The organism is Acidovorax benzenivorans (assembly GCF_028680575.1).
GTDB classification, from domain to species: Bacteria; Pseudomonadota; Gammaproteobacteria; order Burkholderiales; family Burkholderiaceae_C; genus Acidovorax; species Acidovorax benzenivorans.
Genome location: NZ_JAPCKI010000005.1, coordinates 70521 through 96590 on the forward strand (window position 1 = coordinate 70521; position 26070 = coordinate 96590).

The 26070-nt window shown below is 65.5% G+C and carries 25 protein-coding genes and 1 riboswitch; of the genes, 19 read left to right on the forward strand and 6 right to left on the reverse strand.

Annotated elements, in window-relative coordinates:
• Nucleotides 1-123 precede the first annotated feature (123 nt).
• Nucleotides 124-1731, reverse strand: a complete 1608-nt coding sequence (locus OIN59_RS10595; RefSeq protein WP_274110035.1) for a winged helix-turn-helix domain-containing protein — start codon at nt 1729-1731, stop codon at nt 124-126.
• A 147-nt stretch (nt 1732-1878) separates the two neighbouring features.
• Here OIN59_RS10595 and OIN59_RS10600 point away from each other — a divergent pair, with 147 nt between their 5' ends.
• The 6 genes from OIN59_RS10600 to OIN59_RS10625 all read left to right on the forward strand — a co-directional run bounded on the left by OIN59_RS10600 (nt 1879) and on the right by OIN59_RS10625 (nt 7547).
• Complete coding sequence (locus OIN59_RS10600; protein ID WP_274110036.1) at nt 1879-2241, forward strand: group I truncated hemoglobin; 363 nt, start codon at nt 1879-1881, stop codon at nt 2239-2241.
• A gap of 69 nt (nt 2242-2310) precedes the next feature.
• A complete protein-coding gene (locus OIN59_RS10605) occupies nt 2311-3156 on the forward strand; it encodes a class I SAM-dependent methyltransferase (RefSeq protein ID WP_274110037.1) in 846 nt (281 codons plus the stop codon).
• A 252-nt stretch (nt 3157-3408) separates the two neighbouring features.
• Nucleotides 3409-3488: riboswitch (S-adenosyl-L-homocysteine riboswitch) on the forward strand.
• 68 nt (nt 3489-3556) lie between these two features.
• Nucleotides 3557-4990, forward strand: a complete 1434-nt coding sequence (gene ahcY / locus OIN59_RS10610; RefSeq protein ID WP_274110038.1) for an adenosylhomocysteinase — start codon at nt 3557-3559, stop codon at nt 4988-4990.
• Between the two features lie 150 nt (nt 4991-5140).
• Nucleotides 5141-6139: a TlyA family RNA methyltransferase gene (locus OIN59_RS10615; protein ID WP_274110041.1), complete on the forward strand. Its 999-nt coding sequence runs from the start codon at nt 5141-5143 to the stop codon at nt 6137-6139.
• A complete protein-coding gene (gene metF, locus OIN59_RS10620) occupies nt 6136-6987 on the forward strand; it encodes a methylenetetrahydrofolate reductase [NAD(P)H] (RefSeq protein ID WP_274110043.1) in 852 nt (283 codons plus the stop codon). The genes OIN59_RS10615 and metF overlap by 4 nt, the downstream gene beginning before the upstream one ends.
• Entirely contained in the window at nt 6987-7547 is a 561-nt protein-coding gene (locus OIN59_RS10625) for a septal ring lytic transglycosylase RlpA family protein (protein ID WP_274110045.1), read from the forward strand. Before metF ends, OIN59_RS10625 begins: the two co-directional genes overlap by 1 nt.
• A 46-nt stretch (nt 7548-7593) precedes the next feature.
• On the opposite strand, the gene OIN59_RS10630 is transcribed toward OIN59_RS10625, so the two are convergent.
• Nucleotides 7594-8481 carry a 23S rRNA (adenine(2030)-N(6))-methyltransferase RlmJ gene (locus tag OIN59_RS10630; protein WP_274110047.1) on the reverse strand — a complete coding sequence of 296 codons (888 nt, stop codon included), beginning with the start codon at nt 8479-8481 and terminating at the stop codon, nt 7594-7596.
• Nucleotides 8482-8723: 242 nt separating this feature from the next.
• Here OIN59_RS10630 and OIN59_RS10635 point away from each other — a divergent pair, with 242 nt between their 5' ends.
• The 7 genes from OIN59_RS10635 (at nt 8724) to mdtD (ending at nt 15078) form a co-directional block, all read left to right on the forward strand.
• Nucleotides 8724-10685 carry a serine/threonine protein kinase gene (locus OIN59_RS10635; protein ID WP_274110049.1) on the forward strand — a complete coding sequence of 654 codons (1962 nt, stop codon included), beginning with the start codon at nt 8724-8726 and terminating at the stop codon, nt 10683-10685.
• Nucleotides 10686-10876: 191 nt separating this feature from the next.
• Nucleotides 10877-11308, forward strand: a complete 432-nt coding sequence (rplM, locus tag OIN59_RS10640; protein ID WP_015015720.1) for a 50S ribosomal protein L13 — start codon at nt 10877-10879, stop codon at nt 11306-11308.
• Between the two features lie 11 nt (nt 11309-11319).
• Complete coding sequence (gene rpsI, locus OIN59_RS10645; protein WP_005798582.1) at nt 11320-11712, forward strand: 30S ribosomal protein S9; 393 nt, start codon at nt 11320-11322, stop codon at nt 11710-11712.
• A gap of 156 nt (nt 11713-11868) precedes the next feature.
• Nucleotides 11869-12579, forward strand: coding sequence for a DUF6776 family protein (locus tag OIN59_RS10650; protein ID WP_274110061.1), 711 nt, complete (start codon nt 11869-11871; stop codon nt 12577-12579).
• Between the two features lie 148 nt (nt 12580-12727).
• Nucleotides 12728-13126 carry a bactofilin family protein gene (locus OIN59_RS10655; RefSeq protein ID WP_274110063.1) on the forward strand — a complete coding sequence of 133 codons (399 nt, stop codon included), beginning with the start codon at nt 12728-12730 and terminating at the stop codon, nt 13124-13126.
• A 60-nt stretch (nt 13127-13186) separates the two neighbouring features.
• A complete protein-coding gene (gene erpA, locus OIN59_RS10660; protein ID WP_008907234.1) occupies nt 13187-13552 on the forward strand; it encodes an iron-sulfur cluster insertion protein ErpA in 366 nt (121 codons plus the stop codon).
• Between the two features lie 104 nt (nt 13553-13656).
• On the forward strand, nt 13657-15078 hold the full coding sequence (mdtD, locus tag OIN59_RS10665; protein WP_274110069.1) for a multidrug transporter subunit MdtD: 1422 nt from the start codon (nt 13657-13659) through the stop codon (nt 15076-15078).
• 33 nt (nt 15079-15111) lie between these two features.
• Here mdtD and OIN59_RS10670 read toward each other — a convergent pair whose 3' ends face one another.
• The gene (locus OIN59_RS10670; protein WP_274110071.1) at nt 15112-16221 is read right to left on the reverse strand and encodes an anhydro-N-acetylmuramic acid kinase; all 1110 of its coding nucleotides are present in this window, start codon (nt 16219-16221) and stop codon (nt 15112-15114) included.
• A 37-nt stretch (nt 16222-16258) separates the two neighbouring features.
• Nucleotides 16259-17629, reverse strand: a complete 1371-nt coding sequence (locus OIN59_RS10675) for a M23 family metallopeptidase (RefSeq protein WP_274110073.1) — start codon at nt 17627-17629, stop codon at nt 16259-16261.
• A 204-nt stretch (nt 17630-17833) separates the two neighbouring features.
• Between OIN59_RS10675 and tyrS the strand changes: the two genes are divergently transcribed.
• Complete coding sequence (gene tyrS / locus OIN59_RS10680; protein WP_274110075.1) at nt 17834-19066, forward strand: tyrosine--tRNA ligase; 1233 nt, start codon at nt 17834-17836, stop codon at nt 19064-19066.
• Nucleotides 19067-19164: 98 nt separating this feature from the next.
• Here the strand turns inward: tyrS and OIN59_RS10685 are convergent, their stop codons facing one another.
• Complete coding sequence (locus tag OIN59_RS10685; protein WP_274110077.1) at nt 19165-20160, reverse strand: LysR substrate-binding domain-containing protein; 996 nt, start codon at nt 20158-20160, stop codon at nt 19165-19167.
• A gap of 134 nt (nt 20161-20294) precedes the next feature.
• On the opposite strand from OIN59_RS10685, the gene OIN59_RS10690 reads away from it, so the two are divergent.
• On the forward strand, nt 20295-20834 hold the full coding sequence (locus tag OIN59_RS10690) for a DUF2917 domain-containing protein (RefSeq protein ID WP_274110079.1): 540 nt from the start codon (nt 20295-20297) through the stop codon (nt 20832-20834).
• A gap of 105 nt (nt 20835-20939) precedes the next feature.
• Complete coding sequence (locus OIN59_RS10695) at nt 20940-21317, forward strand: DUF2917 domain-containing protein (RefSeq protein ID WP_274110081.1); 378 nt, start codon at nt 20940-20942, stop codon at nt 21315-21317.
• A gap of 122 nt (nt 21318-21439) precedes the next feature.
• Here OIN59_RS10695 and OIN59_RS10700 read toward each other — a convergent pair whose 3' ends face one another.
• Nucleotides 21440-22048, reverse strand: coding sequence for a TetR/AcrR family transcriptional regulator (locus tag OIN59_RS10700; protein ID WP_274110083.1), 609 nt, complete (start codon nt 22046-22048; stop codon nt 21440-21442).
• A gap of 221 nt (nt 22049-22269) precedes the next feature.
• Here OIN59_RS10700 and fabF point away from each other — a divergent pair, with 221 nt between their 5' ends.
• The 3 genes from fabF to OIN59_RS10715 all read left to right on the forward strand — a co-directional run bounded on the left by fabF (nt 22270) and on the right by OIN59_RS10715 (nt 26053).
• Nucleotides 22270-23544 carry a beta-ketoacyl-ACP synthase II gene (gene fabF / locus OIN59_RS10705; protein ID WP_274110565.1) on the forward strand — a complete coding sequence of 425 codons (1275 nt, stop codon included), beginning with the start codon at nt 22270-22272 and terminating at the stop codon, nt 23542-23544.
• Between the two features lie 233 nt (nt 23545-23777).
• On the forward strand, nt 23778-25208 hold the full coding sequence (glmU, locus tag OIN59_RS10710; protein ID WP_274110085.1) for a bifunctional UDP-N-acetylglucosamine diphosphorylase/glucosamine-1-phosphate N-acetyltransferase GlmU: 1431 nt from the start codon (nt 23778-23780) through the stop codon (nt 25206-25208).
• Nucleotides 25205-26053, forward strand: coding sequence for a sensor histidine kinase (locus OIN59_RS10715; RefSeq protein WP_274110086.1), 849 nt, complete (start codon nt 25205-25207; stop codon nt 26051-26053). The genes glmU and OIN59_RS10715 overlap by 4 nt, the downstream gene beginning before the upstream one ends.
• Nucleotides 26054-26070: the final 17 nt, after the last annotated feature.

Sequence of the window (26070 nt, forward strand, 5' to 3'; positions counted from 1 at the left end):
TTCCAGAAAATAGTGGGGCAGGCCAGGTGTGAACCTGCGCAAGAATGGGGCAGCCCGCTGCGTTGCAGCGGGGCGAAGCTCGAAGGGGGATTTTAACCGGTGGCCTGAGAGCCCTGGCGGGCTTCACCCCATGCCGATGCGCGCGGCCCCTTGGCGAAACAGGGCTGTGCCCTGGGGATCGAAGCGGAAAGCCGCGAAGAAGTCACCGGTCTGGTAGTTCGGCAGTGCCTGGTGTATTTCGGCCGCGTAGGTTCGCGCCAGGTCGAGCGAGCCCGCCAGTGCCAGGCTGTAGGCGGCGATGGCACGGATGTGCGCATGTGCGTTGGGACGGGCGGCGGCCTTGACGGCCCAGTCCGCCGCCTCTTCAAACTGGCCCAGACGCACCAGCGCGATGGCGCGGGCCCCCAGCATGCCGAACAGCAGCGGGTCGAAGGGGCTGAGCAGGCGCGAGTGGTCGGACGCAGCGATGGCCGCCTGTGGGTCGCCCGCCTGGGATTGGACAAAGGCCAACGTGTAGTGCCCTAGCGCGAAGCTGGGGCTCAGGTGGATGGCCTGCTCCAGTTCGGCCACGGCCGGATCCTGCTGGCCGCGCAGCCACAGTGCCCGGCCCATGGCCCAGTGGGCTGCCGGGTTGCGGTCGTCGGCGCCCAGGCTCTGGCGGGCGGTGGCCAGGGCCAAGTCGCAGGCGGCTGCGCGCTCGGACCAGCCCTGGAAGGCGTTCTGGAAATGCGTGAACGACAGCCCGGCGTAGGCGCGCGCGAAAGTGGGGTCGAGGCGCACGGCCATGGCAAAGAACTGGCGGGCGCGCTCGTTGTCGGCCTGGTTGAAGCGGTACATGTGCCACAGGCCGCGGTGGTGAGCCTCCCAGGCATCGAGGGTGTTGGGTGGGCGCAGCAGGGCGCGGTTGCGCTCGGCCAGCTCGATTTCGCTGGCGGCGATGGCGACGATCTGGCTGCCAATGTCGTCGAGCACGGAAAAGGCGTCGCCCAGGGGGCGGTCGAAGATGTCGGCCCAGACCACGCGTGCGGTGCGGGCCTCGACCAGTTCTGCCGTCACCACCAGGCGCTGCGCGTGGCGGCGCACGGTGCCGCTCACGACATAGTCGACATCGAGCAGGCGTGCGGCCTCCTGCGGGCCCATGTCGCGTTCATGCAGCGCGAACATGGTGCCCTGGGCGATGACGAACAGGCTGCGCAGTTGGGCCAGCCGGGTGATGACGTCGTGGGCCAGCGCATCGGCCGTGCCGCCCCGTGCACTGGCCACGGGCGAGAGATCGGCGAAGGGCATGACGGCGATGGAGGCGCGGTGTGGGGGCATGGCGCGGGCGTCGCCGGGCACGGGCTGTGCGTCTGTGTCGGGTTCGTCCTCCTGCCGGGGCTCGGGTGGCTCGTGTTCCGTGACCGCCGCCACGAAACGGTAGCCACGCCGGTGGAGGGTTGCAATGCAGGCTTGTTCTTCCCCGCTGTCCCCGATGGCTTGGCGTGCCGCCTTGAGGCAACTGCTCAGGGCCGACTCGCTGACCACCTTGCCGGCCCACAGTGCATCCAGCAGCTCCTGCCGGGGCACGATGCGGTGGCGGTGCCGCACCAGGTAAACCAGCAGGTCGAACACCTGCGGTTCGACCTGGCGTGGCAGCCCCTGGCAACGCAAGGTGAACAGACGGGTATCGAGTTCACAGTCTCTGAAAGTCAGCAGCACGGGCCACTCCTTCACCGACACAACCGGGATCATACGGCGCCCATTCATCCCCATCAAAGCCCCACGCCATCCCCATCCCGGCGCCAAGCAATCCGGTGCGGACTTGGGTATGGTTCTCTGCAGTGGCCCGGGCCATCCGGACACCGAATGCAAAGCCTTCATGACCGAAAGGAGTTCACCATGGGTACCACGCTTTACCAGCGGCTGGGCGAATCGGCGGGCATTGCCCGCCTCGTAGACGATGTCATCGCCGCGCACCTGGCCAACCCCATCGTCAAAACCCGCTTCGAGAACATCAAGGATCTGGAGCGCACCAAGAAGATGGCGACCGAGTTCTTCTGTGCCGGTGCCGGGGGGCCGCAGGCCTACACCGGCAAGGACATGCTCGCGGCGCACAAGGGCATGAACATCAGTGAGCAGGAGTATCTGGCGGTCATGGATGACATCGTGGGCGCCATGGGCAAGAACCAGCTGGACGATGGCACGAAGAACGAGGTCGTCGGCATCCTCTACTCACTCAAGGGCCACATCATCCGCGTCTGATCGGTCCTCTGTCGGCGCGGTCGCGCTGCAGGGGCGGACGTTTGCACATACTCTATGGAGGCACCCCAAATGGACTCGCAATTGGAAAGCATTCGCGAACAACAGAAAGCGTCCTGGAACCGGTTCTCTGCGGGCTGGAAGAAATGGGATGAACTGTTCATGGACTTTCTGCGCCCCATGGGCCAGGAAATCATCCACTTGCTGGACCTGAAGGGCCAGGACGTGGTCCTTGATGTCGCCGCCGGAACCGGCGAGCCCGGGTTGACGATTGCCGCGCGCATACCGCAGGGGCGGGTGGTCATCACCGATCTGGCGGCGAGCATGCTGGAAATCGCCGGGGAGAACGCGCAGCGCCGCGGGCTGACCAATGTGGAAACCCGCGTGTGCGACGTGTGCGCGCTGCCTTTTGCGGACCAGAGCTTTGATGCCATCAGTTGCCGCTTCGGCTTCATGTTCTTCCCCGACATGGCCTTGGCGGCCCGGGAGATGGCGCGTGTCCTGAAGCCCGGTGGGCGCCTGGCCACCGCGGTCTGGAACGTCGCGGAGAAAAATTTCTGGGTCACAGCCATCATGGGCGCGATCAACCGGAACATGGCCCTGCCGGCTCCGGTGCCAGGCGCGCCTGGCATGTTCCGTTGTGCCCAGGGGGGCTGGGGCGAGACGCTGTTCTCGCAGGCCGGGCTGAAAAACGTATCGGTCCGGGAGGTGGCGGGGCGGTTCAACTGCCAGACCGCCGATGTGTACTGGCATGCCATGACCGAAGTGGCCGCACCGGTGGTCGCCGCACTGAGCCAAGCCGATGAAGCCACGCAAGAGAAGATCCGGGAAGAGGTGTATCGGGCCGTTCAGCAAAAATTCCCCGATGGCAATGTCCAGATTGATGCCAGTGCACTCGTGGTTTACGGCGAAAAATGAAGGGGGCTGCCGTGCCTGCACCAGTAGGCCAGTAGGCCCTGCGCATGCTGTGCCATGGGGCTGGTGAAAATGCGCCCCCCGGCTGCGGATGCTTCGCTCTGTGCGCCGTCCGCAGGCCTGCGGTTTCCCATCCTCGCCGCCGTGTTCCGGCCGCCTTTGGCTTGCCGCCCACTCCATCCGCTCCACGGGGCTGCCAAACGCCAGAGGCTGAGATGGGCTGGCGCCGGGTGCGCGAGTCCGTATAATCGCCACCCATCCGAGGAGCGTTGCAGCGCAACCCATATTGGCGGGGCGTGAGGCTCGGAGTCATCAAGCAACGACGCTCATCCACTTTCCGCGTGGTGAGCTTTTTCCCTTCCCCCCGGCGAGTGGTTTTTTCAAACATGCTTTGGAGCAAACCATGAACGCACGCGTCAACGCCCCGGTCAACACCGACTGCATCATTGCCGACATCGGCCTGGCCGAATGGGGTCGCAAAGAGATCCGCATCGCTGAAACGGAAATGCCTGGCCTGATGGCCATCCGCGAAGAATTCGCAGCCAAGCAATCGCTCAAGGGCGCACGCATCACTGGCTCGCTGCACATGACGATCCAGACCGCTGTGCTGATTGAAACCCTGCAGGCCCTGGGTGCCCAAGTGCGCTGGGCCTCGTGCAACATCTTCTCCACACAAGACCACGCGGCTGCGGCGATTGCTGCTGCTGGCACGCCCGTGTTTGCCATCAAGGGCGAGACCCTGGCCGAATACTGGGACTACACCCACCGCATCTTTGACTTCGGCGCGGCGGGTACCGAAGGCGAAGGCCCCAACCTGATCCTGGACGACGGCGGCGACGCCACACTGCTGATGCACCTGGGCAAGCGCGCCGAAAAGGACGCCTCGCTGATCGCCAACCCCACCAGCGAAGAAGAAACCTGCCTGTTCGCCGCCATCAAGGCCAAGCTGGAGCAAGACCCGACCTGGTACAGCCGCAAGAGCGCGCAGATCATCGGCGTGACCGAAGAAACCACCACCGGCGTGCACCGTCTGAAGGAAATGTCAGCCAAGGGCTCGCTGATGTTCCGCGCCATCAACGTGAACGACTCGGTGACCAAGAGCAAGTTCGACAACCTGTACGGTTGCCGTGAATCGCTGGTGGATGGCATCAAGCGCGCTACCGACGTGATGATTGCCGGCAAGGTGGCCTGCGTGGCCGGTTACGGCGATGTGGGCAAGGGCAGTGCCCAGGCCCTGCGTGCATTGAGCGCCCAGGTGTGGGTGACCGAGATCGACCCCATCAATGCCCTGCAGGCCGCGATGGAAGGCTACAAGGTCGTGACGATGGAATATGCCGCTGACAAGGCCGACATCTTCGTGACCACCACGGGCAACAAGGATGTGATCCGCCACGAGCACATGCTGGCCATGAAGGACCAGGCCATCGTCTGCAACATTGGTCACTTTGACAACGAGATCCAGGTCGCCACGCTGGAGCAGTACCAGTGGGAAGAGATCAAGCCCCAGGTGGACCACGTGATCTTCCCGGACGGCAAGCGCATCATCTTGCTGGCCAAGGGCCGCCTGGTGAACCTGGGCTGCGGCACGGGCCACCCCAGCTTTGTGATGTCGTCGAGCTTTGCCAACCAGACCATTGCCCAGATCGAGCTGTTCACCCACAGCGACTACTATGAAAACGGCAAGGTCTATGTGCTGCCCAAGCACCTGGATGAAAAGGTGGCGCGCCTGCACCTCAAGAAGGTAGGCGCCATGCTGACCGAGCTGTCCGACGAGCAGGCCGCCTACATTGGTGTGCCCAAGCAAGGCCCTTACAAGCCTGACACGTACCGCTATTGATCCCGGTGCTGCGCGCCCTTGCTACGGGGCGCACGCACGGTGGACTGGCGCGGTTGTACGGAGTAGTTTTTGATTGCTCCTAAATTTATAGCTGCTGGCGCATGATTCACTAGCGCTACCAGCCGATTTGACTCAAAAAGGATGGGCGCGATGCGCGCAGATGTGTTTTTGGTGGAACGTGGCCACGCTGCCACGCGCTCGCAGGCGCAGCGCCTGATTGCGTCGGGTGTCGAATGGCGCCTGTCGCCGCTCGCGCCCTGGCAGAAGGTGGCGAAGAATGGCGACGACATCCCGGCCATTGCCGAGGTGCAGTTGCTCGACAGCTCCGAGGCCAAGTACATCTCGCGCGGCGGGCTCAAGCTGGAAGGCGCGCTCGACACGCTGGGCCTGAAGGTGCCGGGTGTGCGGTGCCTGGACGTGGGGCAGAGCACCGGCGGCTTTACCGACTGCCTGCTGCAGCGCGGCGCGGCGCAGGTGATTGGCGTGGACGTGGGCCACGACCAGTTGCACGAGCGGCTGCGCAGCGACCTGCGGGTGGTGTGTGTCGAGGGCGTGAACGCGCGCTCGCTGACGGCCGAAGCGCTGCGGCAGGCCTGCGAGCTGGCGCTCTCGGAAGTCATCGAGCTGGAAGAAGACAACGAGACCCAGCCCGAAGCCCCCTACAGCTGGATGCGCAATGGCGGCCAGGTGGATGAGGACTACGACGACAGCGACGATGCCAAGGAAAAAGACATCGAAGCCTTCAAGTCCGAACGCGCCGAACTGGCCAAGGCGCGCGCGCAGGGAACGCTGCCGGTGGAGCGCCGCCGCCGCGCGGACCGTGCCGACGTGGACATCACGCCCGAATTTGGCCTGGTGACGGGCGACCTGTCGTTCATCTCGCTCACCCTGGTGCTGCCCGCGCTGGTGCCGCTGCTGGCGCCGCAGGGTGATCTGGTCATGCTGGTCAAGCCGCAGTTCGAGCTGCAACCGGGGCAGGTGGGCAAGGGTGGCATCGTGCGCGACGAGTCCTTGTATGCGGTGGTGGAGCAGCGCATCCGCGATTGCTGCGCCACGCTGGGCCTGGAGGTGTTGGCGTGGATCGACAGCCCCATCCAGGGCGGCGATGGCAACCGAGAATTTTTTGTACACGCAAGGAGAGCCGCATGAATGCTGCCAACGCGCAAGGCACCGGGTTCCCGGTGAGTTTCGAGTTTTTTCCGCCCAAGACGCCCGAAGGGGCCGACAAGCTGCGTGTGGCGCGCCGGCAGCTGTATGCACTGCACCCAGATTTTTGTTCGGTGACCTACGGCGCAGGGGGCTCCACACAAGAAGGCACGTTTGGCACGGTGCGTGAGATCCTGTCCGAAGGCGTCGGTGCCGCGTCGCACTTTTCGTGCATCGGGGCCACGCGCCAGTCGGTGCGCGAGCAGCTGGCCACGCTCAAGGCCATGGGCGTCAAGCGCCTGGTGGCCTTGCGCGGCGACCTTCCCAGCGGCTACGGCGCAGGCGGCGAGTTCCAGTACGCCAGCGACCTGGTGGCGTTCATCCGCGCAGAAACGGGCCGCGACTTCCACATTGAAGTGGCTGCGTACCCCGAGGTGCACCCCCAGGCCAAGTCGCCCGAGGCGGACCTGCAGGCCTACGTGACCAAGGTGCGTGCGGGCGCGGACTCCGCGATCACTCAGTATTTCTACAACGGCGATGCGTATTTCCGCTTCGTCGAAGACGCCCTCCAGCTGGGCGCCGACGTGCCGGTGGTGCCGGGCATCATGCCGATTTCCAGCTCCACGCAGCTGATGCGGTTTTCGGATGCCTGTGGTGCCGAGATCCCGCGCTGGATCCGCCTGCGCCTGCAGGCGTTTGGCGACGACACGGCCAGCATCAAGGCGTTTGGCCTGGATGTGGTGACCGACCTGTGCGACCAGCTGCGCAGTGCCGGCGTGCCCGCACTGCACTTCTACACCATGAACCAAAGCGCCGCGACGCTGGAGATCTGTCGCCGGCTGGGGATCTGATGGCGGGGGGCACCCAGCCTCCCGGGGCCCATCGCGGCGCTGCCCTGCGGGTGCTGCTGCGGCGAGCGGTGGGTCTGTGGCTGCTGTGCAGCGCCTGCACGGCTGCGCAGGCCCAGGGGCTGCAGGCTGAGCCGGATGCGCTGGCACCCAACCTCCTGTCCGTGCCGGGGGAGGCGATGCTGATCGATCCTCCCGCAAAACCGGAACCCAGCACTCCCGGCGCGTCGCCGCTCAATCTGGAGGCGGATGAGGTGGGGCTGGCCTCGTGGTACGGGGCTCAGTTCCACCGGCGGCGTACTGCCAGCGGGGAGCTGTTTGACATGCGAGCGCTCACGGCCGCGCACCCCACGCTGCCCTTTGGCTCACGTGTGTGCGTGCGCAGCCAGGCCACGGGGCGCACCGTGATCGTGCGCATCAATGACCGTGGCCCACACGTCCGCAACCGGGTGATCGACCTGAGCCGGGGCGCCGCCGAGGCCCTGGGCATGGTGGGCCTGGGGCTCAAGCCGGTGGAATTGTTTGCCCTTCAGGAGGACGACGAGGACTGCCCGGCGCCGTGATGTCACGGCTGGGGCCTCGTGCCCCCCAATGGGCCCTTCTGGCCGGTCAGCCGCCCGATTCGAGCGTATGGGTGGCGTGTTTGTCCTGCGCCAGCAGCTCAGCCATCTGGGGCAGGGCGTCTTTGAGTGCGGCCTTCAGTGTGTAAGGCGGGTTGATCAGGAACATGCCGCTCGCCGGCAGGCCGGGGCGTTTGGTGTCGCCAGCGGCGTTCTCGGTGATCTTGCTGGACTTGACCGTGAGCGTTGCGTGCAGCCATCCCTTGCCCGCCTTGGTGGCCAGCGTTTTCAGGCGGCGTGGCAGGTCATGGGCTTCGGGGCGCGGAATGATGGGGTACCAGAATGCATAGGTGCCGGTGGCAAAGCGCTTGAGCGAATCGGCCGCCATGTCGAGCACCTTGGCATAGTCGCTCTTGATTTCATAGCTGGGATCGCACAGCACCAGGGCGCGCCGGGCAGGTGGGGGCAAAAACTTCTTGATGCCCTCAAAGCCGTCTTCGTGCAGCACCGCCACTTGGCGGCCCGCCTCCAGCTGGGCCACGTTGCCAGCCAGTGCGCGCAGGTCGGTGGGGTGCAGCTCGAACAGCTTGAGCTTGTCGTGGTCGCGCAGCAGGCGCTGGGTGATGAAGGGCGAGCCGGGGTACACGCGCAGCGCCTTGCCCTGGTTGAAGGCGACCACCATGTCCACGTAGGCTTGCAGGGCTGGTGTGAGGGCGGGCGTGGTCGGTGCAAACAGCCGGGCCACGCCATCGGCGGCTTCGCCGCTGGTGCTGGCATAGTCCCCGTCCAGCCGATACAGGCCCGCGCCCGCATGGGTGTCCAGCACGGTCAGCGCCGCGTCTTTCTCGGTAAGGTGTTGCAATGCAGCAATCAAGACGGTGTGCTTGAGCACATCGGCATGGTTGCCTGCGTGGAAGGCGTGGCGATAACTGAACATGGCCCAATAGTAACGAGTGTGCTCCGTGAAGAGTGGGCTCCCATGTCCGGGGGCGGCACAATCCGGGGCCGTGTGACCGTTGGGTACGTGATGTTTTTGGCAGACAGGCAGCACTTTGTTAGCCATTTGTTGCCAAATCCGGGGCCGCCATGCTTCATGATCGCGCCTGCGGCGGGCCAGTGCTCCACCGTTGCCCCTATTGATTTGCCTTTGACACTGCCAGCCCGCCCCGTCTTCTGACCATGACCGCAAGCTCCAGCACAGCCCCCGCCAGTGGTGTCAGCCATATTGACGCGCTGCCCCCCGGCACCCGCCTGGCAGAGTTCGAGATCCTGGCTTTGCTGGGGGTTGGTGGTTTTGGCATGGTCTACAAGGCGTTTGACCATTCCCTGCACCGAGCGGTGGCCATCAAGGAATACATGCCCTCGGCGCTGGCAGGGCGTTCGCAGGGGCAGTCCCTGTGGGTGCGGTCCTCGTCTGACCAGCAGACTTTTCAGACCGGGCTGGTGTCTTTTGTGGGCGAGGCCCGCCTGCTGGCGCAGTTTGACCACCCCTCGCTGGTCAAGGTGTTCCGTTTCTGGGAGGCCAACAACACGGCCTACATGGTCATGCCGCTGTACTCGGGCATGACGTTCAAGCAAGCCCGTGCCCAGATGCGCACCCCCCCACCCGAGGCCTGGCTGCGCAAGCTGCTGTGGTCGGTGCTGGACGCGCTGCGTGTGCTGCACGACGGCAACACGCTGCACCGCGACATCTCGCCGGACAACATCTTCCTGCAGGACAACGGCCCTCCGGTGCTGTTGGACCTGGGCGCTGCCCGGCATGCCATCAATGACCAGGATCGCAAGCACACGGCTGTGCTGAAGGTGAACTACGCGCCCATCGAGCAGTATTCCGACGGCGACGAGGAACTGCGCCAGGGCCCGTGGAGCGACCTGTACTCGCTGGCTGCCGTCATGCACGGCTGCCTGACCAACGACACGCCCTTACCCGCCACGCTGCGCTCCATCCGCGACCGCATGGTGTCGTTCTCACGCATCGCCAAAACCGTCAAGCGGCAGTTTGGCGTGGAGTATTCAGCGCCTTTTGTCGCGGCGATTGCCCAGTCGCTGGCCCTGCGGCCCGAGGACCGCCCCCAGAACATTGACGCCTTCCTCCAGACCATGGAGATGACTTCGGCGCCCGACGATGTGCAGCACTTCGACTTTCGGGCGGAGTTGGGTGACATCTGGGTGGAGCCTGCCGACCAGCCCGGCCCAGGCCTGCCAACACCCACTGTGGACGTGACCTCCGCTCCCAAGATCGCGGCCGAAATGCAGGCGCTGGCCTCGCGTGAGGACGCTGCAGTGGCGGTTGCGGCATCGGATGCCGGTCGCCCTGGCGATGACTTGGGTGGGGATACGGTGATGTTGGCCGGTCCGGACACGGTGGCGGCGGATGCTGGCGACACCGTATTCATTGACGCCGGTGACACCGTAGTGGCCGATGATGATTCGCGTTTCGAAGACCTGCCGTACCACCGCTCCCAGGGGGCGGGCGGCCCGCGGGCTGCCGACCATCGCTCTGCGCCGCTGGAGCGGGACCTGGTGCGCGGCAACGGCAAGCCTGCCAAGTCGCCACGGCGCTCGCCGTTGGTGGTCGGCATTGTGGTGGCTGCCCTGGTGGCCGTGGTGGCCGGAGCCGGTTGGCGCTGGAGCCAGGGCAACAAGCCGCCCCGCGACGACATCATCACCGAGATGGCCGAGCGCCCTGCGGTGGCCGCCCCCGCTGATGCGCCCCTGGCCGAGGCTTCCGTACCCACCGTCGGCGGAGGCGACACGCAAGCCGCAACCCAGGGGGCTGCGGTTGCAGCAGCCAACGCAGCCTCTGCGGCCGCGCCTGCGCCCGCCTTTGTTGTCGCCTCTGTACCCAAGGCGGTGCCCAGACCTTCCAAACGCGCCGAACCCACGCCCACTCCCATCGTGGTGCATGAAGAGCCCGTGCCCGCGCCGCCTCCGGTGGTGGCCGAGCCCAAACCCCGCCCTGCGCCGCCGCCCCGCCTGCCCTCGCCGCAGGAGGTGTGCGCCGATGCCAACTTCCTAGCCCGGCCGATGTGCATCCACCAGGAATGCCAGAAGCCGTCCCAGGCCAATCAAACCATCTGCGTGGAAAACCGCCGCCGTTACGAGGCCGACGAGCAGCGCCGCCGTCAGACGCCGAACTAGTTGCTGTAGGCCGCGTCAGGGCAATCACGGTGATGCTCTTGCGCGAAAGCATGGCTCTTTCGTATAATGGAAGGCTTCGCAGCGCTTTTGTGGTCCCGCGGCGAAGACTTTTTGCCACCTAAGAGGCTTCCTTCAGAGAAGCACCGACCGTGGAAAAGGACCCGCCAAACCCTCTTTTGAAGAGAAAACTCATGACAACTACTTTCAGCGCAAAGCCCGCTGAGGTCGTGCACGAGTGGTTTGTGATTGACGCGACCAATAAGGTCCTCGGACGAGTAGCCAGCGAAGTTGCTCTCCGTTTGCGCGGCAAACACAAGGCCATTTACACGCCTCACGTCGATACCGGTGACTTCATCGTCGTTATCAACGCAGCCCAACTCAAGGTCACCGGCACCAAGTCCCTGGACAAGGTGTACTACCGTCACTCGGGTTATCCCGGCGGTATCACGGCCACGAACTTCCGCGACATGCAAGCCAAGCACCCCGGCCGCGCGCTGGAAAAGGCTGTCAAAGGCATGCTGCCCAAGGGTCCCCTTGGCTACGCGATGATCAAGAAACTCAAGGTGTACGGTGGTGCTGAGCATCCCCACACCGCCCAGCAGCCCAAAGTGCTGGAAATCTAAGGAGCCTTGAGATGATTGGTGAATGGAACAATGGCACAGGCCGTCGCAAGTCCAGCGTCGCCCGCGTGTTTCTGAAAAAAGGCTCCGGCAAGATCACGGTGAACGGCAAGGACATCCAGTCCTATTTCGGCCGCGAAACCTCGATCATGATTGCCAAGCAACCCCTGGCGTTGACCAACCATGTCGAAACCTTCGACATCCAGATCAACGTGCACGGTGGTGGTGAATCCGGCCAGGCTGGCGCTGCCCGCCACGGTATCACCCGCGCTCTGATCGATTACGACGCATCCCTCAAGCCCGTCCTGAGCCAAGCCGGCTTTGTGACCCGCGATGCGCGTGAAGTCGAACGTAAGAAGGTCGGTCTGCACTCCGCACGCCGCGCCAAGCAGTTCTCCAAGCGTTAAGCTTTGGCCCTGCCGGATGTTGCCCTGGGCAGCATCCACTGCAAGGCACTCCTCGCGAGTGCTTTACAGAGAAAAACCGCCTTCGGGCGGTTTTTTCGTTTATGGTGCGCTCTTTCTTTTTTTGGGGGGGGCTTCCATGGTCCGCCTGTTGAGCCTATGCGCTTTCGCCTGCTTCGCCGTCGGTTGACCATCAGCGCCCCCCGGGTGGCCATCCGCAGCGCCTTGCCATGGCCCTTTCGCTGGATGGCCCTGGCTGTGGTGATGGGGTTTTGCGCCGCCGTGGCGTTGTGGGCCTTCGAGTTTGGCAAGTCCATTGCGGGGCTCGATACCGTTTCGCGTGACGAAGTGGTCCAGATGAAGGCGGAGATCAGCCGCCTGCGCGAAGAGGGCCAGGAGCGCCAGACCGTCGCATTAACTGCCGAGAGCCTGCTGGCCACCGAGCGCGCGGCCAAGGAGAGCCTGATGGCCCAGGTGCGCCAGCTCGAAGCCGACAACCGCACGCTGCGCGAGGATCTGGGCTTCTTCGAAAAGCTGATTCCTGCGGCCAAGACCGATGGGCTGGCGATTCGCGCGCTGCAGGCCGAGGTGTTGGGCGGGATGCAACTGCGCTGGCAGGTGCTGGTGATCCAGGCCGCCCGCAATGCGCCGGAGTTCAACGGGCGGCTGGAGCTGGTGCTGGCGGGCACGCTGGATGGCAAGCCCTGGACGCAAACCCAGCCGCCCCAGGGCCAGTCGCTGCAGGTCAAACAATACCGCCGCATCGAGGGCGTGCTCGATTTGCCGCCCCAGGCCGTGGTAAAAACCGTGACCGCACGTGTGTTGGAGGGGGCTACCGTCCGCACCAGCCAGACCATGGCCATCGAATAGTGTGAGGTTGGTGATGATGCCCCGGCAAGGTCCCGACGCACTCGCTCAGTTAGCCCGTGCCACCTGCCGTCACCCGTAGCCGATCTGGCCTCATTCCATCCGCAAGCGGGTCTCAGAGCCCGCCTGCCCCTTCAGGAGTCCCCCGACCATGTTCTCACGCAAAAAGCAGCCGCCCATCAAAAGCCTGGTGGCGCAGGGCACCAAGATTGAAGGCAATGTGCATTTTGCCGAGGGCATGCGCATTGATGGTGAAGTGGTCGGCGATATCCGGGCTGCGGCGGACCAGTCCAGCATCCTTGTGATCTCGGAGACCGCGCGGGTTGAGGGGGCGGTGCATGCCGACCATGTGATCATCAACGGCCAGGTGTTGGGCCCCGTGCATGCGGGCGAGCTGCTGGAGCTGCAGCCCAAGGCGCAGATCAGCGGCAATGTGCATTACAAGGCCCTGGAGATGCACCAGGGCGCCGTGATCGCGGGGCAATTGATTCCAATGGCCGTGCTGGTGGCAGAAAAGCCCCCACTGAAGTTAGCGTCAAACAGCCAGTGACCTGAATTCCCGAGAGGTTTGCAGTAGTATTCCCTGCAAACACTGAACCCGGAGTACCCCATGAGCGCAGTTGCCGAAAACATCCAGACCGAAATGCCCGCCCCCATTCTGTTCACCGACAGCGCGGCGGCCAAGGTGGCGGACCTGATTGCCGAAGAAGGCAACCCTGACCTGAAGTTGCGGGTGTTCGTGCAGGGTGGTGGTTGCTCCGGCTTCCAATACGGTTTCACGTTCGATGAAATCACCAACGAAGACGACACCACCATGACCAAGAATGGTGTGTCGTTGCTCATCGATGCGATGAGCTACCAGTACCTGGTGGGCGCAGAGATCGACTACAAGGAAGACCTGCAAGGCGCGCAGTTCGTGATCAAGAACCCCAACGCCACCACCACCTGCGGCTGCGGCTCCAGCTTCTCGGCCTGAGCGGCACCGTGCCAGGCAAAGACCTGCGCCTCTGAATGAATCAACCGCCTTCGGGCGGTTTTTTCATGGGGTCGTTTGTTTCGTTTTTGAAAGACCTGCAAACCATGCGCCAGGAACCCTCCCAGAAAGTGCTGCTGTGGCTGGTGGCCGTCGGCTTCTTCATGCAGACGCTGGACGCCACCATCGTCAACACCGCGCTACCCGCCATGGCCCAGAGTCTGGGCGAGAGCCCGCTGCGCATGCAGTCGGTGGTGGTGGCGTATTCGTTGGCCATGGCAATGCTGATCCCGGCGTCGGGCTGGGTGGCCGACCGGTTTGGTGCGCGCCGGGTGTACTTTCTGGCCATCGTCTTTTTTGTGGCGGGCTCGGTGTTCTGTGCGCTGTCGCACAGTCTGACTCAGCTGGTGGCCGCGCGGGTGGTCCAGGGCCTGGGAGGCGCCTTGCTACTGCCCGTGGGACGGCTGGTGGTGTTGCGCACCTTCCCGCGCGAGAAGTTCTTGCAGGCCATGAGTTTTGTGGCCATTCCCGGGCTGATTGGCCCGCTGATCGGCCCCACCCTGGGTGGCTGGCTGGTCGAGGTCGCATCCTGGCACTGGATCTTTCTGATCAACGTGCCGGTGGGGTTGTTGGGCTGTGCGGCCACCATGCGCTACATGCCGGGGGTGCCAGCGCCGACGGTGGCGCGGTTTGACCTGGCGGGTTACCTGATGCTGGCCTTTGGCATGGTGGCGCTGTCGCTGGCGCTGGACGGCCTGGCCAGCCTGGGGCTGCGGCAGGCGAGTGTGCTGGTGCTCATGATCTTTGGGCTGGCCAGCCTGGTGGCCTACTGGCTGCACGCGGCGCGGCGGCCTGACCCACTGTTTTCGCCCCGGCTGTTCTCGGTGGATACCTTGCGCATCGGGCTGCTGGGCAATCTGTTTGCCCGGCTGGGCAGCTCGTGCATGCCGTTCCTCATTCCGTTGCTGCTGCAGGTCACCATGGGCTACTCGCCGCTGCAGGCGGGCATGATGATGCTGCCCGTGGCGGTGGCGGGCATGTCGATGAAGCGGTTCACCACCACGCTGATCACCCGCTTTGGTTACCGCCAGGTGCTGGTGGGCAATACGTTGCTGGTGGGCCTGACCATGGCCAGCTTCGGGCTGGCGGCACCCTCGCAACCGCTGTGGGTGCATGTGGTGCAGCTGGCGGTGTTTGGTGCGGTCAACTCGCTGCAGTTCACGGCTATGAACACCGTGACCCTCAAAGATCTGGGGCACGACATGGCCAGCAGCGGCAACAGCCTGCTGTCGATGGTGCAGATGGTGGCCATGGGCATGGGGGTGGCTGCGGCGGGGGCGGTGCTGGCGGCGTTCACTGATTTCTTCCAGCCCACTGGCACGGCCCAGACCCTGCAAGCCTTTCAGGCCACGTTTGCCTGCATGGGGCTGATCACGGTGGCTTCAGCGGGCATCTTCTGGCAACTGTCGCCGCAAGACCGGTCCGGCAGCCAGGCTGGGGCTTCGGTCGATGCCGGGGATCACGGCTGAGCGCCCTGCAAAGGGGCGCCTAGCCAGGACGATTTAAGCAGGGTACACCGCACCCAGCACGCGGGGGCCGGCAGCGCCCGTCACGCTGGGCAGGTTGCCCGGCGCACCGCACAGTGCCTGGCGCGCCAGCCAGGCAAAGGCGGCGGCCTCCACCTGCAGGGCGGGCAGGCCCAGCGCATCGGTGGCCACCACCTGCAAGGACGGGCAGGCGGTCTGCAGCCGCTGCATGAGCTGGCCATTGAGCGCGCCACCGCCGCATACGGCCAGAGTTTTGCTATTGTTTAGATAGCTGTTAGCGCATATAGCACTAGCGCTTGCGGTGAATTCGGTCAATGTAGCCTGTACGTCGGCCGCTGCGGCCTGCGCAAAGGGCTGCAGGTGCGTTGCCAGCCAGACGGGGTTGAACAGGTCGCGGCCCGTGCTTTTGGGGGGCGCCTTGTGCAGATACGGCTCCTGCAGCAACGTAGCCAGCAGGTCCGGCAGCACTTGGCCCGTGGCGGCCCAGGCGCCATCCTTGTCAAATGGCTGGCCGGTGTGTTGCTGGCACCAGTGGTCCATGAGGGCGTTGCCAGGGCCGCAGTCAAAACCCAGCACGCTGCCGTCCGCCCCCAGCACGCTGAGGTTGGAGATGCCGCCAATGTTCAGCACCAGCACCGTCTCGTCCGGCCGCCCGAACACGCCCTGGTGGAAGGCGGGCACCAGCGGCGCACCCTGGCCACCCGCGGCCACGTCGCGGCTGCGGAGGTCGGCCACCACGGCAATGCCCGTCAGCTCGGCCAGCAGGGCTGGGTTGCCCAGTTGCAGCGTGTAGCCCATGCCGTCGAATTCCTGGGGGCGGTGCCGCACCGTCTGCCCGTGGGCGCCTATTGCACGGATGGCGCTCGCCGGGTAGCCGCTGCGCTGCAGCAGCGTGTGCACCACCTCGGCATAGGCGCGCGACAGGGCGTTGCCCGCCAGCGCGGCACGGTGCAGCTCGTTGTCGCCGGGGGTGTTGAGGGCCAGCAGCTCGGCGCGCAGCGCGGGCGCAAAAGCTGTGCTGGCATGGAGCGGGACCCGCATGCGCGGGCCGGAAAAGTCGGCCAACACCCCGTCGATCCCGTCGAGCGAGGTGCCTGACATCAGGCCGATGTACAGATCGGACATGGCCTGTTGGGTGATGTCTTGGGCTGCGGGGGCGAGATCAGTCTGCGCTGGCTTGCTCGATGAGCGCCGCGGCGTTCAGCTGAACGCGCATGTTGGCAGCCAGGCGGTTAAACGCAGGGCGCGCAGCCGCCGATACGGGGGCGGCGGCTTCGCTCTGGGCCACGATGGTCATCGGGTCCTGGTGCACGCCGTTGACGCGAAACTCAAAGTGCAGGTGGGGGCCGGTGGCCCAGCCGGTGGCGCCCACGGCGCCCAGCGTCTGGCCCTGTTCGATCGACTGGCCCTGGCGCACGTCGATGCGGCTCAGGTGGGCATACACCGTGACGTGCTGGTTGCGGTGCTTGATGAACACCACGTTGCCGTAGCCGTTTTGCACGCCCGCAAACTCCACCACGCCATCGCCCACGGTGCGCACGGCGGTGCCGGTGGGGGCGGCAAAGTCGGTGCCCAGGTGAGCGCGCCATGTCTGCAGGATGGGGTGCAGGCGCATCTTAAAGCCGCTGGTCACGCGCGAGAACTCGACGGGCGAAGTCAGGTAGGCGCGGCGCATGCTTTCGCCGTCCAGCGTGTAGTAGGCGCCCTTGGTGGCCTGGGGTTCCTGGAACCAGATGGCCTGGTGGGTCTTGTTGTTGTTGACGAATTCAGCGCTCAACACGCGGCCGCTGGAGAGCGGCTCGCCATCGGCTTCCAGCGTTTCGTATACCACCGAGAAGCGGTCGCCCTTGCGCAGCGAACGGCGAAAATCAATGTTGCCCGAGAACAGTTCGGCCACCTGCACGGCCACGGCGTCGGGGATGTTGGACGCATCGGTGGCGGCAAACAACGAGCTGTGGATGATGCCGCCCGCCAGACGGCTGTTGGTCGTCATCTTGGCGGTTTCGATGCGCGTCGCAAATTGGTTGTCGCTCGTGCGCTCAACGATCAGGCGGCGGAAGTTGCCGCTGTCGTCCGGCACCCAGCGCACCGTCAGGCGAATCAGGCGGTGGTCGTCCGTGGTTTCTGCCGACACGATGCGGCCGGTACGGCCCAGCACGTTCTGGCGCACCGGCGTGTCGCTGCGCATGAAGGCGGCGGCGGCCGGGTCGGCCACGCCCATGCGCTGCAGCAGCGACTCGGGGGTGTCGCTGCTGCGCACCTGTTCGGAGCGGAACAGCGAAAAACTGGGGGCGTCCAGCTGGCCCAGCACGAGGTCTTCGGCCAGCGATTCGACCGGGTAGTTCACCATGCGCACCGGCAGCTCGGCCGGATCGGGCGCGAAGGAGGCCACGGCAAATGCGCCGCCGCCACCTGTCAGCAGGATGGCTGCGACAGCGGCGGTGATGCGTTTGGGATGTTGTTGGATCGTGTGGGACAGCCGGTCAAGCAAAGCGATGCTGGCGGTGCGGACCGTAGTTAGGCCGTGAATCAAAGGTCTATCCCCAGGGTGATTGCGAACCCGTGACACTCCCCCGGTGCGAAGACGGGGCAAGGCGGGGAACACAGACTGTCAGGCTGCAGCCATTCGACAGGATGGTGAAAAACAGGTCGAAACGGCGGGCCCACTAGAATCCGCCTCTGCAATGTGGGCTGAAGTATAGCGGCGCATGCTGTCTAGACATCCAAAAAAACCCTTATGAATCAATCTGCTGTTACAACAACCCCGGTCTCTGATGGTGTAAGACAGGCCCTCGAAATTTCGCTGCGTGGTGTGCAAGAGCTGCTGCCACAGGACGAATGGGTCAAAAAGCTGGCGCGCTCGGAGGCCACCGGCCAGCCGCTGCGCATCAAGCTGGGCCTGGACCCCACGGCCCCCGACATCCACATCGGCCACACGGTGGTGCTGAACAAGATGCGGCAATTGCAAGATCTGGGCCACCAGGTCATTTTCTTGATTGGCGACTTCACCAGCCTGATCGGCGACCCCTCGGGCCGCAACAGCACCCGCCCACCGCTCACGCCCGAGCAGATCAAGGTGAATGCTGAGACCTACTACAAGCAGGCCAGCATGGTGCTGGACCCGGCCAAGACCGAGATCCGCTACAACAGCGAGTGGAGTGAGCCCCTGGGTGCCAGCGGCATGATCCAGCTGGCCTCCCGGTACACCGTGGCGCGCATGATGGAGCGCGACGATTTTCACAAGCGCTTCACCACCGGCCAGTCCATTGCGGTGCATGAGTTTTTGTACCCGCTGATGCAGGGCTACGACTCCGTGGCCTTGAAAAGCGACCTGGAGCTGGGCGGCACCGACCAGAAGTTCAACCTGCTCATGGGTCGCCACCTGCAGCAGGAGTATGGCCAAGAACCGCAGTGTGTGCTCACCATGCCGCTGCTGGTGGGGCTGGACGGCGTGGACAAGATGTCCAAGTCCAAGAACAACTACATCGGCATTGCCGAAGACGCCAACACCATGTTTGCCAAGGTGCTGTCGATCAGCGACACCCTGATGTGGGACTGGTACACGTTGCTGTCGTTCAAGAGCCTGGCCGACATCGCGGCGCTCAAGGCTGAGATCGCTGGCGGGCGCAACCCCAAGGACGCCAAGGTGATGCTGGCCAAGGAGATCACCACGCGCTTTCACAGCGCGGCTGCGGCCGACGCGGCCGAGCAGGACTTCATCAACCGCAGCAAGGGTGGGGTGCCGGACGAGATCCCCGAGGTGAGCGTGTCTGGCGCGCCCCTGGGCATTGGTGCTCTGCTCAAGCAGGCCAACCTGGCGCCCTCGACCAGCGAGGCCAACCGCCTGATCGACGGCGGCGGCGTGCGCGTGGAGGGCAGCGTGGTCAGCGACAAGGGCCTCAAGCTCGAGGTCGGCACCTACGTGGTGCAGGTGGGCAAGCGCAAGTTCGCCAGGGTGACGTTGGCCTGATTTTTGGGTAAAAATGGCCGCTGGCGCTTGATGGATAAGCGCTAGTAGCTATCAAAATAAAAGCGCTGAGCCGGGCTGGGTCAGCGCTTTTTTTGTTGTCAGTCCAGGTTGTCATTCAAATCCGGGTCGGGCACATCGCCAATCGCCTGGCGGGTGGCCTCGGCCTGTACCTGCAACCAGGCGCAAAACGCCTTGATCTCTGGCCGCTGCGCGCTGCGCGGCCCCACCATGAGCCAGTAGGACAGCGGCGAGTCGATGCGGTGGCCGGGCAGCACCTCCACCAGGTCGCCTGCAGCCAGGGCGTCGGCAATCAACGGCATGCGCGCCAACGCCAGGCCTTGGCCGGCCAGCGCGGCCTGCACGATCTGGTGGGCGTAGTTGAAGTACAGCCAGCGCTGGGGCTGCAGCTTGGTCAGGTCGCGTGTGTCGAACCAGCGGCGCCAGCTCAGGTGCTCCAGGTAGTGGGTGCGGTGGGCGTCACCCGCCTCGATCAGGGTGAACTGCGCCACATCCGCCGGGGTGCGCAGCGGCTTGCCGCTCTTGAGCAGCCAGGGGCTGGCCACCACGGCCAGTTGCTCGCCAAACAGGCGGATGCCGCCTTGCGTGGCGCCTGCGGGCATGGCGTAGCGCAGGGCCAGGTCCACGTCCGAGGTTTCCAGATCGACCTGCACATCGCTGGCATCAATGCGGATGTCGATGCCTGGGTTGTCGCGCTGGAACTCCTCCATGCGCGGGATCAGCCACATCGACGCAAAACTGGCCCAGGTGGTGATGGCCACACTGCGGCGCCCAGCCGTCTGGCGCACTTGGCGCACGGCGGCGTCCATGCGCTCCAGTGCGGGCACCACGGCGCGCTGCAGCTGCGCGCCCGCGCTGGTCAGCTCCACGGCACGCGTGTGGCGCAGAAACAGGGGCACGCCCACTTCCTCCTCCAGCGCCTGGATCTGGCGGCTCACGGCCGACTGGGTGAGCGCCAGCTCGTCAGCGGCCGCGCGGAAGTTGAGGTGCTTGGCCACGGCCAGAAAGGCACGCCAGTGCCCGGTGGCCACGGGCCGGGTGCGCAAGACGGCGGGAGAGTATTCGGCGGAGGACATGGCGGCATTCCTGTAGAGGAGGATTCATGCGTTGATGGAATGAATAGCGTACCGCGTTTTCATTGGACTGTGTGCGGTGCAAAGCGCACCATTCAGGCTCCTCAACACCTTTTGATGAAGCCAAGGAGCCTGTCATGTCCCCCCGCAACGTTCTGGAATCGCAACAATTCGTCCACGCCGCCACGGCTGGCCGTCGCGCGGCCGGTTGCTGGAAACTGGCCACAGGCCAGGCCTTGTCATTGCACCCAGATACCCATGGCGTGCTGCAGATCGCCCAGGGGCAGGCGTGGGTCACCTTGCGTGGCGTTTTGGCGGACATGCCGGGCGCCGCTGTAGACCACGTACTGCGGCCCGGCGAACAGCTGACTGTTGCGCCGGGGCAGCATGTGGTGATGGAAGCCTGGAGCGGTTCCGGCTGCGCAGAGCCGGTGGCTTTCCGCTGGGACGTCCTGGCAGCCCCCGCTCTGGCGCAGCCCGCCAGCACGGCCGCCAGGGATTGGGAATGTGGCGTGGTGCAGCCGCTGCGCGATCTGGGGCAGGCGTTAGGGCAGGGCGGACGCGCCCTGGGCACGGCGCTGGCGAGTGTGGCGGGCGCGGGCGGCCGGTTTGCCGTCGGCTTCGCCCGGTTTGCTCTGCTTCGGATAGCAGCGCCGCTACAGCGCAGGCCCGCTTGAGTAGCTCATGCAGGAAAAGCATCAATAGGTGCCGTGCTTTTCATTGGACGTTGTTCTGCAAGCCGCGCACCATACGGTCTTATTAGGGTTAACCCGGAGAAAATCATGACAACCTCTCGCGCTCTTCATCTGTTTGCATCTTCCCGCGCCACGGGCGCTGCTGCCGGTGAGGCTGGCAGCGTGGCCGCAGGCGCCGCCGTCACCCTGGCCCCCAAGGCTGCGATGACCTTGCGCATTGCCGAAGGCCAGGCCTGGGTCACGCTGGGCAAGGGCCTGGGCGACAGCAGCGATGTGTTTCTGTGCGCCGGCCAGTCGCTGCCCGTGGCCGCAGGTCAGTCGGTGGTGGTCGAGCCCCTGAATGGCCGTCGTCTGCAATACCGCTGGGTGCGCGGCGATGCCGCCGATGCGCGCCCTGCCACGTGGTGGCGCCGTGCGTCTGTGGGCAACGGGGCTCCCGCCTGGGGCGACGCCTGCTGCGCCTGACCTGATCCGAGGGGGCTTGGTCGCCCCGTTTTTGGTGGGGATTTTGAGCTCAAAGAGCTGCTGGCGCTTTTCCATAAAGCGCCAGCAGCTCTTTTTTTGATAGCGAATGAGGCGCCAGACCTTCAGCGCGTTTCTTCGTCCAGCAGCCCGATCAGTTGGGCCTGCAGCGTCGTCAGCAGTTCGTCCGACAACGCGGGTTGCGCCGCAGCGGTGGCGCGGGCCAGCACCAGCCCGCCAACCATGGTGGCCAGCACATGGATGGCGCGGGCGCGGTCTTGTGGCGATATGGTGGCACCACCTGCATCGGTAGCGCTGTCTGCCAGCAACTGGGCAAACCGCTGGATGTTGCGCTCGATGCCTTGGGCAAACACTTCTGACAATTCGCCGCCCGCCCGCGCGGCGTCCACCGCCAGCGCGGCGACGGGGCAGCCCGAGCCCGGAGCGTCGCGGTGTTCGGGCGAGAGGTAGCGCTCGATTCGATCGCTCACGGTGGCATGGGGCTGGGCGCCATCCAGAACCGGGATCGACCAATCAAACGCTCGTGTACACGCCTCCTGCACCAGCGCATCCTTGGACGCGAAATGCCGGTACAGCCCGCCATGCGTGAGCCCTGCATCGCGCGTGATGTCGGCCACGCCCACGCCGGTCAGCCCCCGCTCGCGGTACAGGCGGGCCGCCGCGTCCAGGATGCCTTGCCGGTTCTCTGCGGCCTGTGCTTTTGAAACCTTCATGGGGGCCTCTTATTGATTGTGACCATACGCAAAAGCTGGTTGTGCCTTTATGATGATGGCTGCAATCATAAAGGCGCGGACTCTTTCTGTGCCTCGGTGCAGTGCCTTGGTGCTGCGCCCTGTCTATCTGTCTGACGAGGTGAATCCATGAAAAAAATGACCCCTGGCGGCCGTGGTGGCGACGTGTGGAGCGGTGTGTGCTGCAACAAGGCGGTGGCCTGATGCGGCGCGTTGTGGTCACGGGCATGGGCCTGGTGTCGCCGCTGGGCTGCGGTGTGGAACTGGTCTGGCAGCGCTTGCTGGCTGGGCGCTCCGGCCTCTCGCGCTTGCCGGACGCGGTGACGGAAGGCATTGCCGCCAAGGTCGCTGGGCAGGTTCCCGGTATAGCGCAAGACCCCGAGGGCGGCTGGGATGTGGACTCCATCGTCTCGTCCAAGGACCAGCGCAAGATGGACCGATTCATCCCCTTTGCGCTGGGAGCCGCGCAACAGGCGTTGGCGCAGGCCGACTGGCCGCCTGCCGATGAGCGTGCGCGCGAGCGCACGGCGACCGTGATCGCTTCGGGCATTGGCGGCTTCGGCGCGATTGCCGAGGCCGTGCGCACCACCGACACGCGCGGGCCGCAGCGCCTGTCGCCGTTCACGGTGCCATCGTTCCTCGTCAATCTGGCGGCGGGGCAGGTGTCGATTCGCCACGGGCTCAAGGGGCCGCTGGGGGCGCCGGTCACCGCCTGCGCTGCCAGCGTGCAGGCGATTGGCGACGCCGTGCGCTTGATCCGCAGCGGCGAGGCCGATGTGGCCGTGTGTGGCGGCAGCGAGGCCGCCATTGACCGCGTGAGCCTGGGCGGCTTTGCGGCCGCCAAGGCCCTGGGCACGGCGTTCAATGACACCCCCGAGCAGGCATCGCGCCCGTTTGATGCGCAGCGCGACGGTTTTGTGATGGGCGAGGGCGCGGGCATGCTGGTGATCGAGGCGCTGGACCATGCCCTCGCGCGCGGCGCGCAGCCGCTGGCAGAGCTGGTGGGCTACGGCACGTCGGCCGACGCGTACCACATCACCTCCGGCCCCGAAGACGGTGACGGCGCCGCGCGCAGCATGGAGGTCGCGCTGGCGCAGGCAGGGCTCACGGCCCAGGACGTGCAGCATCTGAACGCCCACGCCACGTCCACCGGCGTGGGCGACCGGGGCGAGCTGGCCGCCATCCGCCGGGTGTTCGGCGCGGGGGCGCAGGTAGCCATCAGCTCCACCAAGTCGGCCACCGGCCACTTGCTGGGGGCTGCGGGCGCCGTGGCAGCCATCTTCACGACGCTGGCGCTGCGCGACCAGGTGGTGCCGGGCACGCTGAACCTGCACACGCCCGATGCATTGGCCGAGGGGCTGGACATGGTGGCGCTGCGGCCCCGGCCCATGGCGCTCACGCATGCCATGCTCAACGGGTTTGGTTTTGGGGGCGTGAATGCCACGCTGATACTGCGGCGCTGGACCGAGGCTGCGTAAGGCGCCGAGTATTACGACACGCAGCCCTGGCTGATGCCGCTGCTGTAGAGTGGTTGTGGCGGTAGAAATTTGGCCAAAATGGCCATTGGTGCTTATGGGGTAAGCGCGAGAAGCTATGGTTTAAATAGCGTCTTGCCCCGTCTTTCGGCGCGTTGTGCCACATTGGCCGCAGCCGATAATCCACGCCATGCCCGCGCGCCGGGCTTTGGTTGCGCAACCCCACCTCCTTTTTCATGACCTCACTCGACATCCTCATCATGGCGGCCGGCAAGGGCACTCGCATGAAGAGCCGCCTCCCCAAAGTGCTGCAGCGTCTGGCCGGGCGCCCGCTGCTGCACCATGTGTTGGACCAGGCCGTCCACCTGCAGGCCCGCAGCGCCATCGTTATCACCGGTCACGGCGCTATAGAAGTAGAAGCTGCTACCGCAGGTGCAACACGCGCTATCGGCACTTTTGACTTGAAATTTGTGCGTCAGGAACCCCAACTGGGCACGGGCCACGCGGTGTTGCAGGCCGTGCCCCACCTGCGCGATGACGGCACGGTGGTGGTGCTGTCGGGCGATGTGCCGCTGACCCAGGCCGACACCCTGCGCGCGCTGGTGACTGCCAGCGAAGGTGGCAAGTTGGCCCTGCTGACGGTGACCCTGCCCGACCCCACGGGCTACGGCCGCATCGTGCGCAATGCAGAGGGCGCCGTGCAAGGCATCGTGGAGCATAAGGACGCCAGCGACGCCCAGCGCGTCATCACCGAGGTCTACAGCGGCATCATGGCCGTGCCCGCGCGGTTGCTCACGCCCTGGCTGGCGCGGCTGACCAATGACAACGCCCAGGGCGAGTATTACCTCACCGACATCGTCGCCATGGCCGTGGCCGACGGCGTGTCCGTGGTGGCCCACCGCATCACCGATGCGCTGCAGGTGGCGGGCGTCAACAGCCCGCTGCAGCTGGCCGAGCTGGAGCGGGCGCACCAGCAGCGCGCTGCGCGCAGCCTGATGGAGCAGGGCGTGCGTCTGGCCGACCCGGCCCGGTTCGATGTGCGCGACGATGCGCGCACCGGTGTGCGTGGCGAGCTGGTGTGCGGGCAGGACGTGGAGATCGACGTGAACTGCGTCTTCACCGGACGTGTGGAGCTGGGCGAGGGCGTGAGCATTGGCGCGAACTGCTGCATTGCCAACGCGCGCATCGCGGCGGGCGCAGTGATCCACCCCTACACCCACATCGACGGTGAAAAGCTGGGCGCCACCGTGGGTGAAGGCGCCTTGATCGGCCCCTTTGCCCGCCTGCGCCCCGGCGCACAACTGGGCCGCGAAGTGCACATCGGCAACTTTGTGGAAGTGAAGAACTCGACGATGGCCGATGGCGCCAAGGCCAACCACCTCGCCTACCTGGGCGACGCCACGGTGGGCGAACGCGTGAACTACGGCGCGGGCAGCATCACCGCCAACTACGACGGCGCCAACAAGCACCGCACGGTGATCGAGGCCGACGTGCACATCGGCAGCAACTGCGTGCTGGTGGCCCCGGTAACCATTGGTGCGGGTGGCACGGTGGGCGGTGGTAGCACCATCACCAAGAGCACGGCGCCGGGCTCGCTGAGCGTGGCGCGGGGTAAGCAGGTGAGCATTGCCAACTGGTCTCGTCCTGCCAAACAACCCAAGCCATGAACGAGCCAGACGCCAGTGCTGAGCACGAACTGCAGCAACTGCGCGCCGCGCTGGCCCGCAGCCAGCAGCAGGTGGCCGACATGGCCGCTGCACAAGAGGAGTTCTTGCGTGCCGTATCGCACGACCTGCGCGCGCCGCTGAGGCATGTGACGTCTTACGGCGCGCTGGTGCGCGAGGTGCTGGGCGACCTGCCACCCGAGGTGCTGCAGGGCGCTGAAGTGCAGGAGGCGCTGGGGTTCCTGGCCACCATGGACCAGTCGGCCCGGCGCATGGGGCTCATGATCGACGGGCTGCAAGCCCTGGTGCGCGCCAGCCGCGCGCCCCTGCGCCTGCAGCCCGTGCCGCTGGCAGATGCCATCGCCCATGCGCGCACCACCCTGGCATCGGCCGAAAGGGGGCGCACCGTGGAGTGGCGTGTGGGTGTTGATCTGCCCACGCTGCAGGCCGACTCCACTCTGCTGCAGGAGCTGCTGGTGCAGTTGCTGGGCAATGCCCTCAAGTTCACACGCCCGGTGGCCCAGCCCTGCATCGCGGTGTTGGCCGACGCGGCACCCGCAGGCCAGGTGGCTTTTGCGGTGCAGGACAACGGCGTGGGGTTTGACCCCGCGCGTGCGGGCACCTTGTTTGGCGTGTTCCAGCGCCTGCACCGCGAGACCGAGTTTGACGGCGTGGGCGCGGGGCTGGCGCTGTGCCGCGCCATTGCGCAGCGCCATGGTGCGCAGATCAGTGCGACAGCGGTGCCAGGGGGCGGCTGCGCGGTGCGCGTGCAGTGGCCCGTGGATGCCGCCGCCGCCGGTACCGTCAACGTGGCTGCCAACGTCAACGCCAACGCCCACCAGCGCTGAGGCCACCCACAGGGCGG

Coding starts and splice junctions, on each gene's coding strand:
- OIN59_RS10700 (WP_274110083.1), bottom strand. CDS start 22,048: ATGAAGGTTTCAAAAGCACAGGCCGCAGAGAACCGGCAAGGCATCCTG.
- OIN59_RS10695 (WP_274110081.1), top strand. CDS start 20,940: ATGACAACCTCTCGCGCTCTTCATCTGTTTGCATCTTCCCGCGCCACG.
- OIN59_RS10635 (WP_274110049.1), top strand. CDS start 8,724: ATGACCGCAAGCTCCAGCACAGCCCCCGCCAGTGGTGTCAGCCATATT.
- OIN59_RS10595 (WP_274110035.1), bottom strand. CDS start 1,731: ATGATCCCGGTTGTGTCGGTGAAGGAGTGGCCCGTGCTGCTGACTTTC.
- OIN59_RS10600 (WP_274110036.1), top strand. CDS start 1,879: ATGGGTACCACGCTTTACCAGCGGCTGGGCGAATCGGCGGGCATTGCC.
- OIN59_RS10670 (WP_274110071.1), bottom strand. CDS start 16,221: ATGTCCGATCTGTACATCGGCCTGATGTCAGGCACCTCGCTCGACGGG.
- ahcY (WP_274110038.1), top strand. CDS start 3,557: ATGAACGCACGCGTCAACGCCCCGGTCAACACCGACTGCATCATTGCC.
- OIN59_RS10615 (WP_274110041.1), top strand. CDS start 5,141: ATGCGCGCAGATGTGTTTTTGGTGGAACGTGGCCACGCTGCCACGCGC.
- OIN59_RS10685 (WP_274110077.1), bottom strand. CDS start 20,160: ATGTCCTCCGCCGAATACTCTCCCGCCGTCTTGCGCACCCGGCCCGTG.
- rplM (WP_015015720.1), top strand. CDS start 10,877: ATGACAACTACTTTCAGCGCAAAGCCCGCTGAGGTCGTGCACGAGTGG.
- OIN59_RS10630 (WP_274110047.1), bottom strand. CDS start 8,481: ATGTTCAGTTATCGCCACGCCTTCCACGCAGGCAACCATGCCGATGTG.
- erpA (WP_008907234.1), top strand. CDS start 13,187: ATGAGCGCAGTTGCCGAAAACATCCAGACCGAAATGCCCGCCCCCATT.
- metF (WP_274110043.1), top strand. CDS start 6,136: ATGAATGCTGCCAACGCGCAAGGCACCGGGTTCCCGGTGAGTTTCGAG.
- OIN59_RS10650 (WP_274110061.1), top strand. CDS start 11,869: ATGCGCTTTCGCCTGCTTCGCCGTCGGTTGACCATCAGCGCCCCCCGG.
- tyrS (WP_274110075.1), top strand. CDS start 17,834: ATGAATCAATCTGCTGTTACAACAACCCCGGTCTCTGATGGTGTAAGA.
- mdtD (WP_274110069.1), top strand. CDS start 13,657: ATGCGCCAGGAACCCTCCCAGAAAGTGCTGCTGTGGCTGGTGGCCGTC.
- OIN59_RS10605 (WP_274110037.1), top strand. CDS start 2,311: ATGGACTCGCAATTGGAAAGCATTCGCGAACAACAGAAAGCGTCCTGG.
- OIN59_RS10625 (WP_274110045.1), top strand. CDS start 6,987: ATGGCGGGGGGCACCCAGCCTCCCGGGGCCCATCGCGGCGCTGCCCTG.
- rpsI (WP_005798582.1), top strand. CDS start 11,320: ATGATTGGTGAATGGAACAATGGCACAGGCCGTCGCAAGTCCAGCGTC.
- glmU (WP_274110085.1), top strand. CDS start 23,778: ATGACCTCACTCGACATCCTCATCATGGCGGCCGGCAAGGGCACTCGC.
- OIN59_RS10715 (WP_274110086.1), top strand. CDS start 25,205: ATGAACGAGCCAGACGCCAGTGCTGAGCACGAACTGCAGCAACTGCGC.
- OIN59_RS10690 (WP_274110079.1), top strand. CDS start 20,295: ATGTCCCCCCGCAACGTTCTGGAATCGCAACAATTCGTCCACGCCGCC.
- OIN59_RS10655 (WP_274110063.1), top strand. CDS start 12,728: ATGTTCTCACGCAAAAAGCAGCCGCCCATCAAAAGCCTGGTGGCGCAG.
- fabF (WP_274110565.1), top strand. CDS start 22,270: ATGCGGCGCGTTGTGGTCACGGGCATGGGCCTGGTGTCGCCGCTGGGC.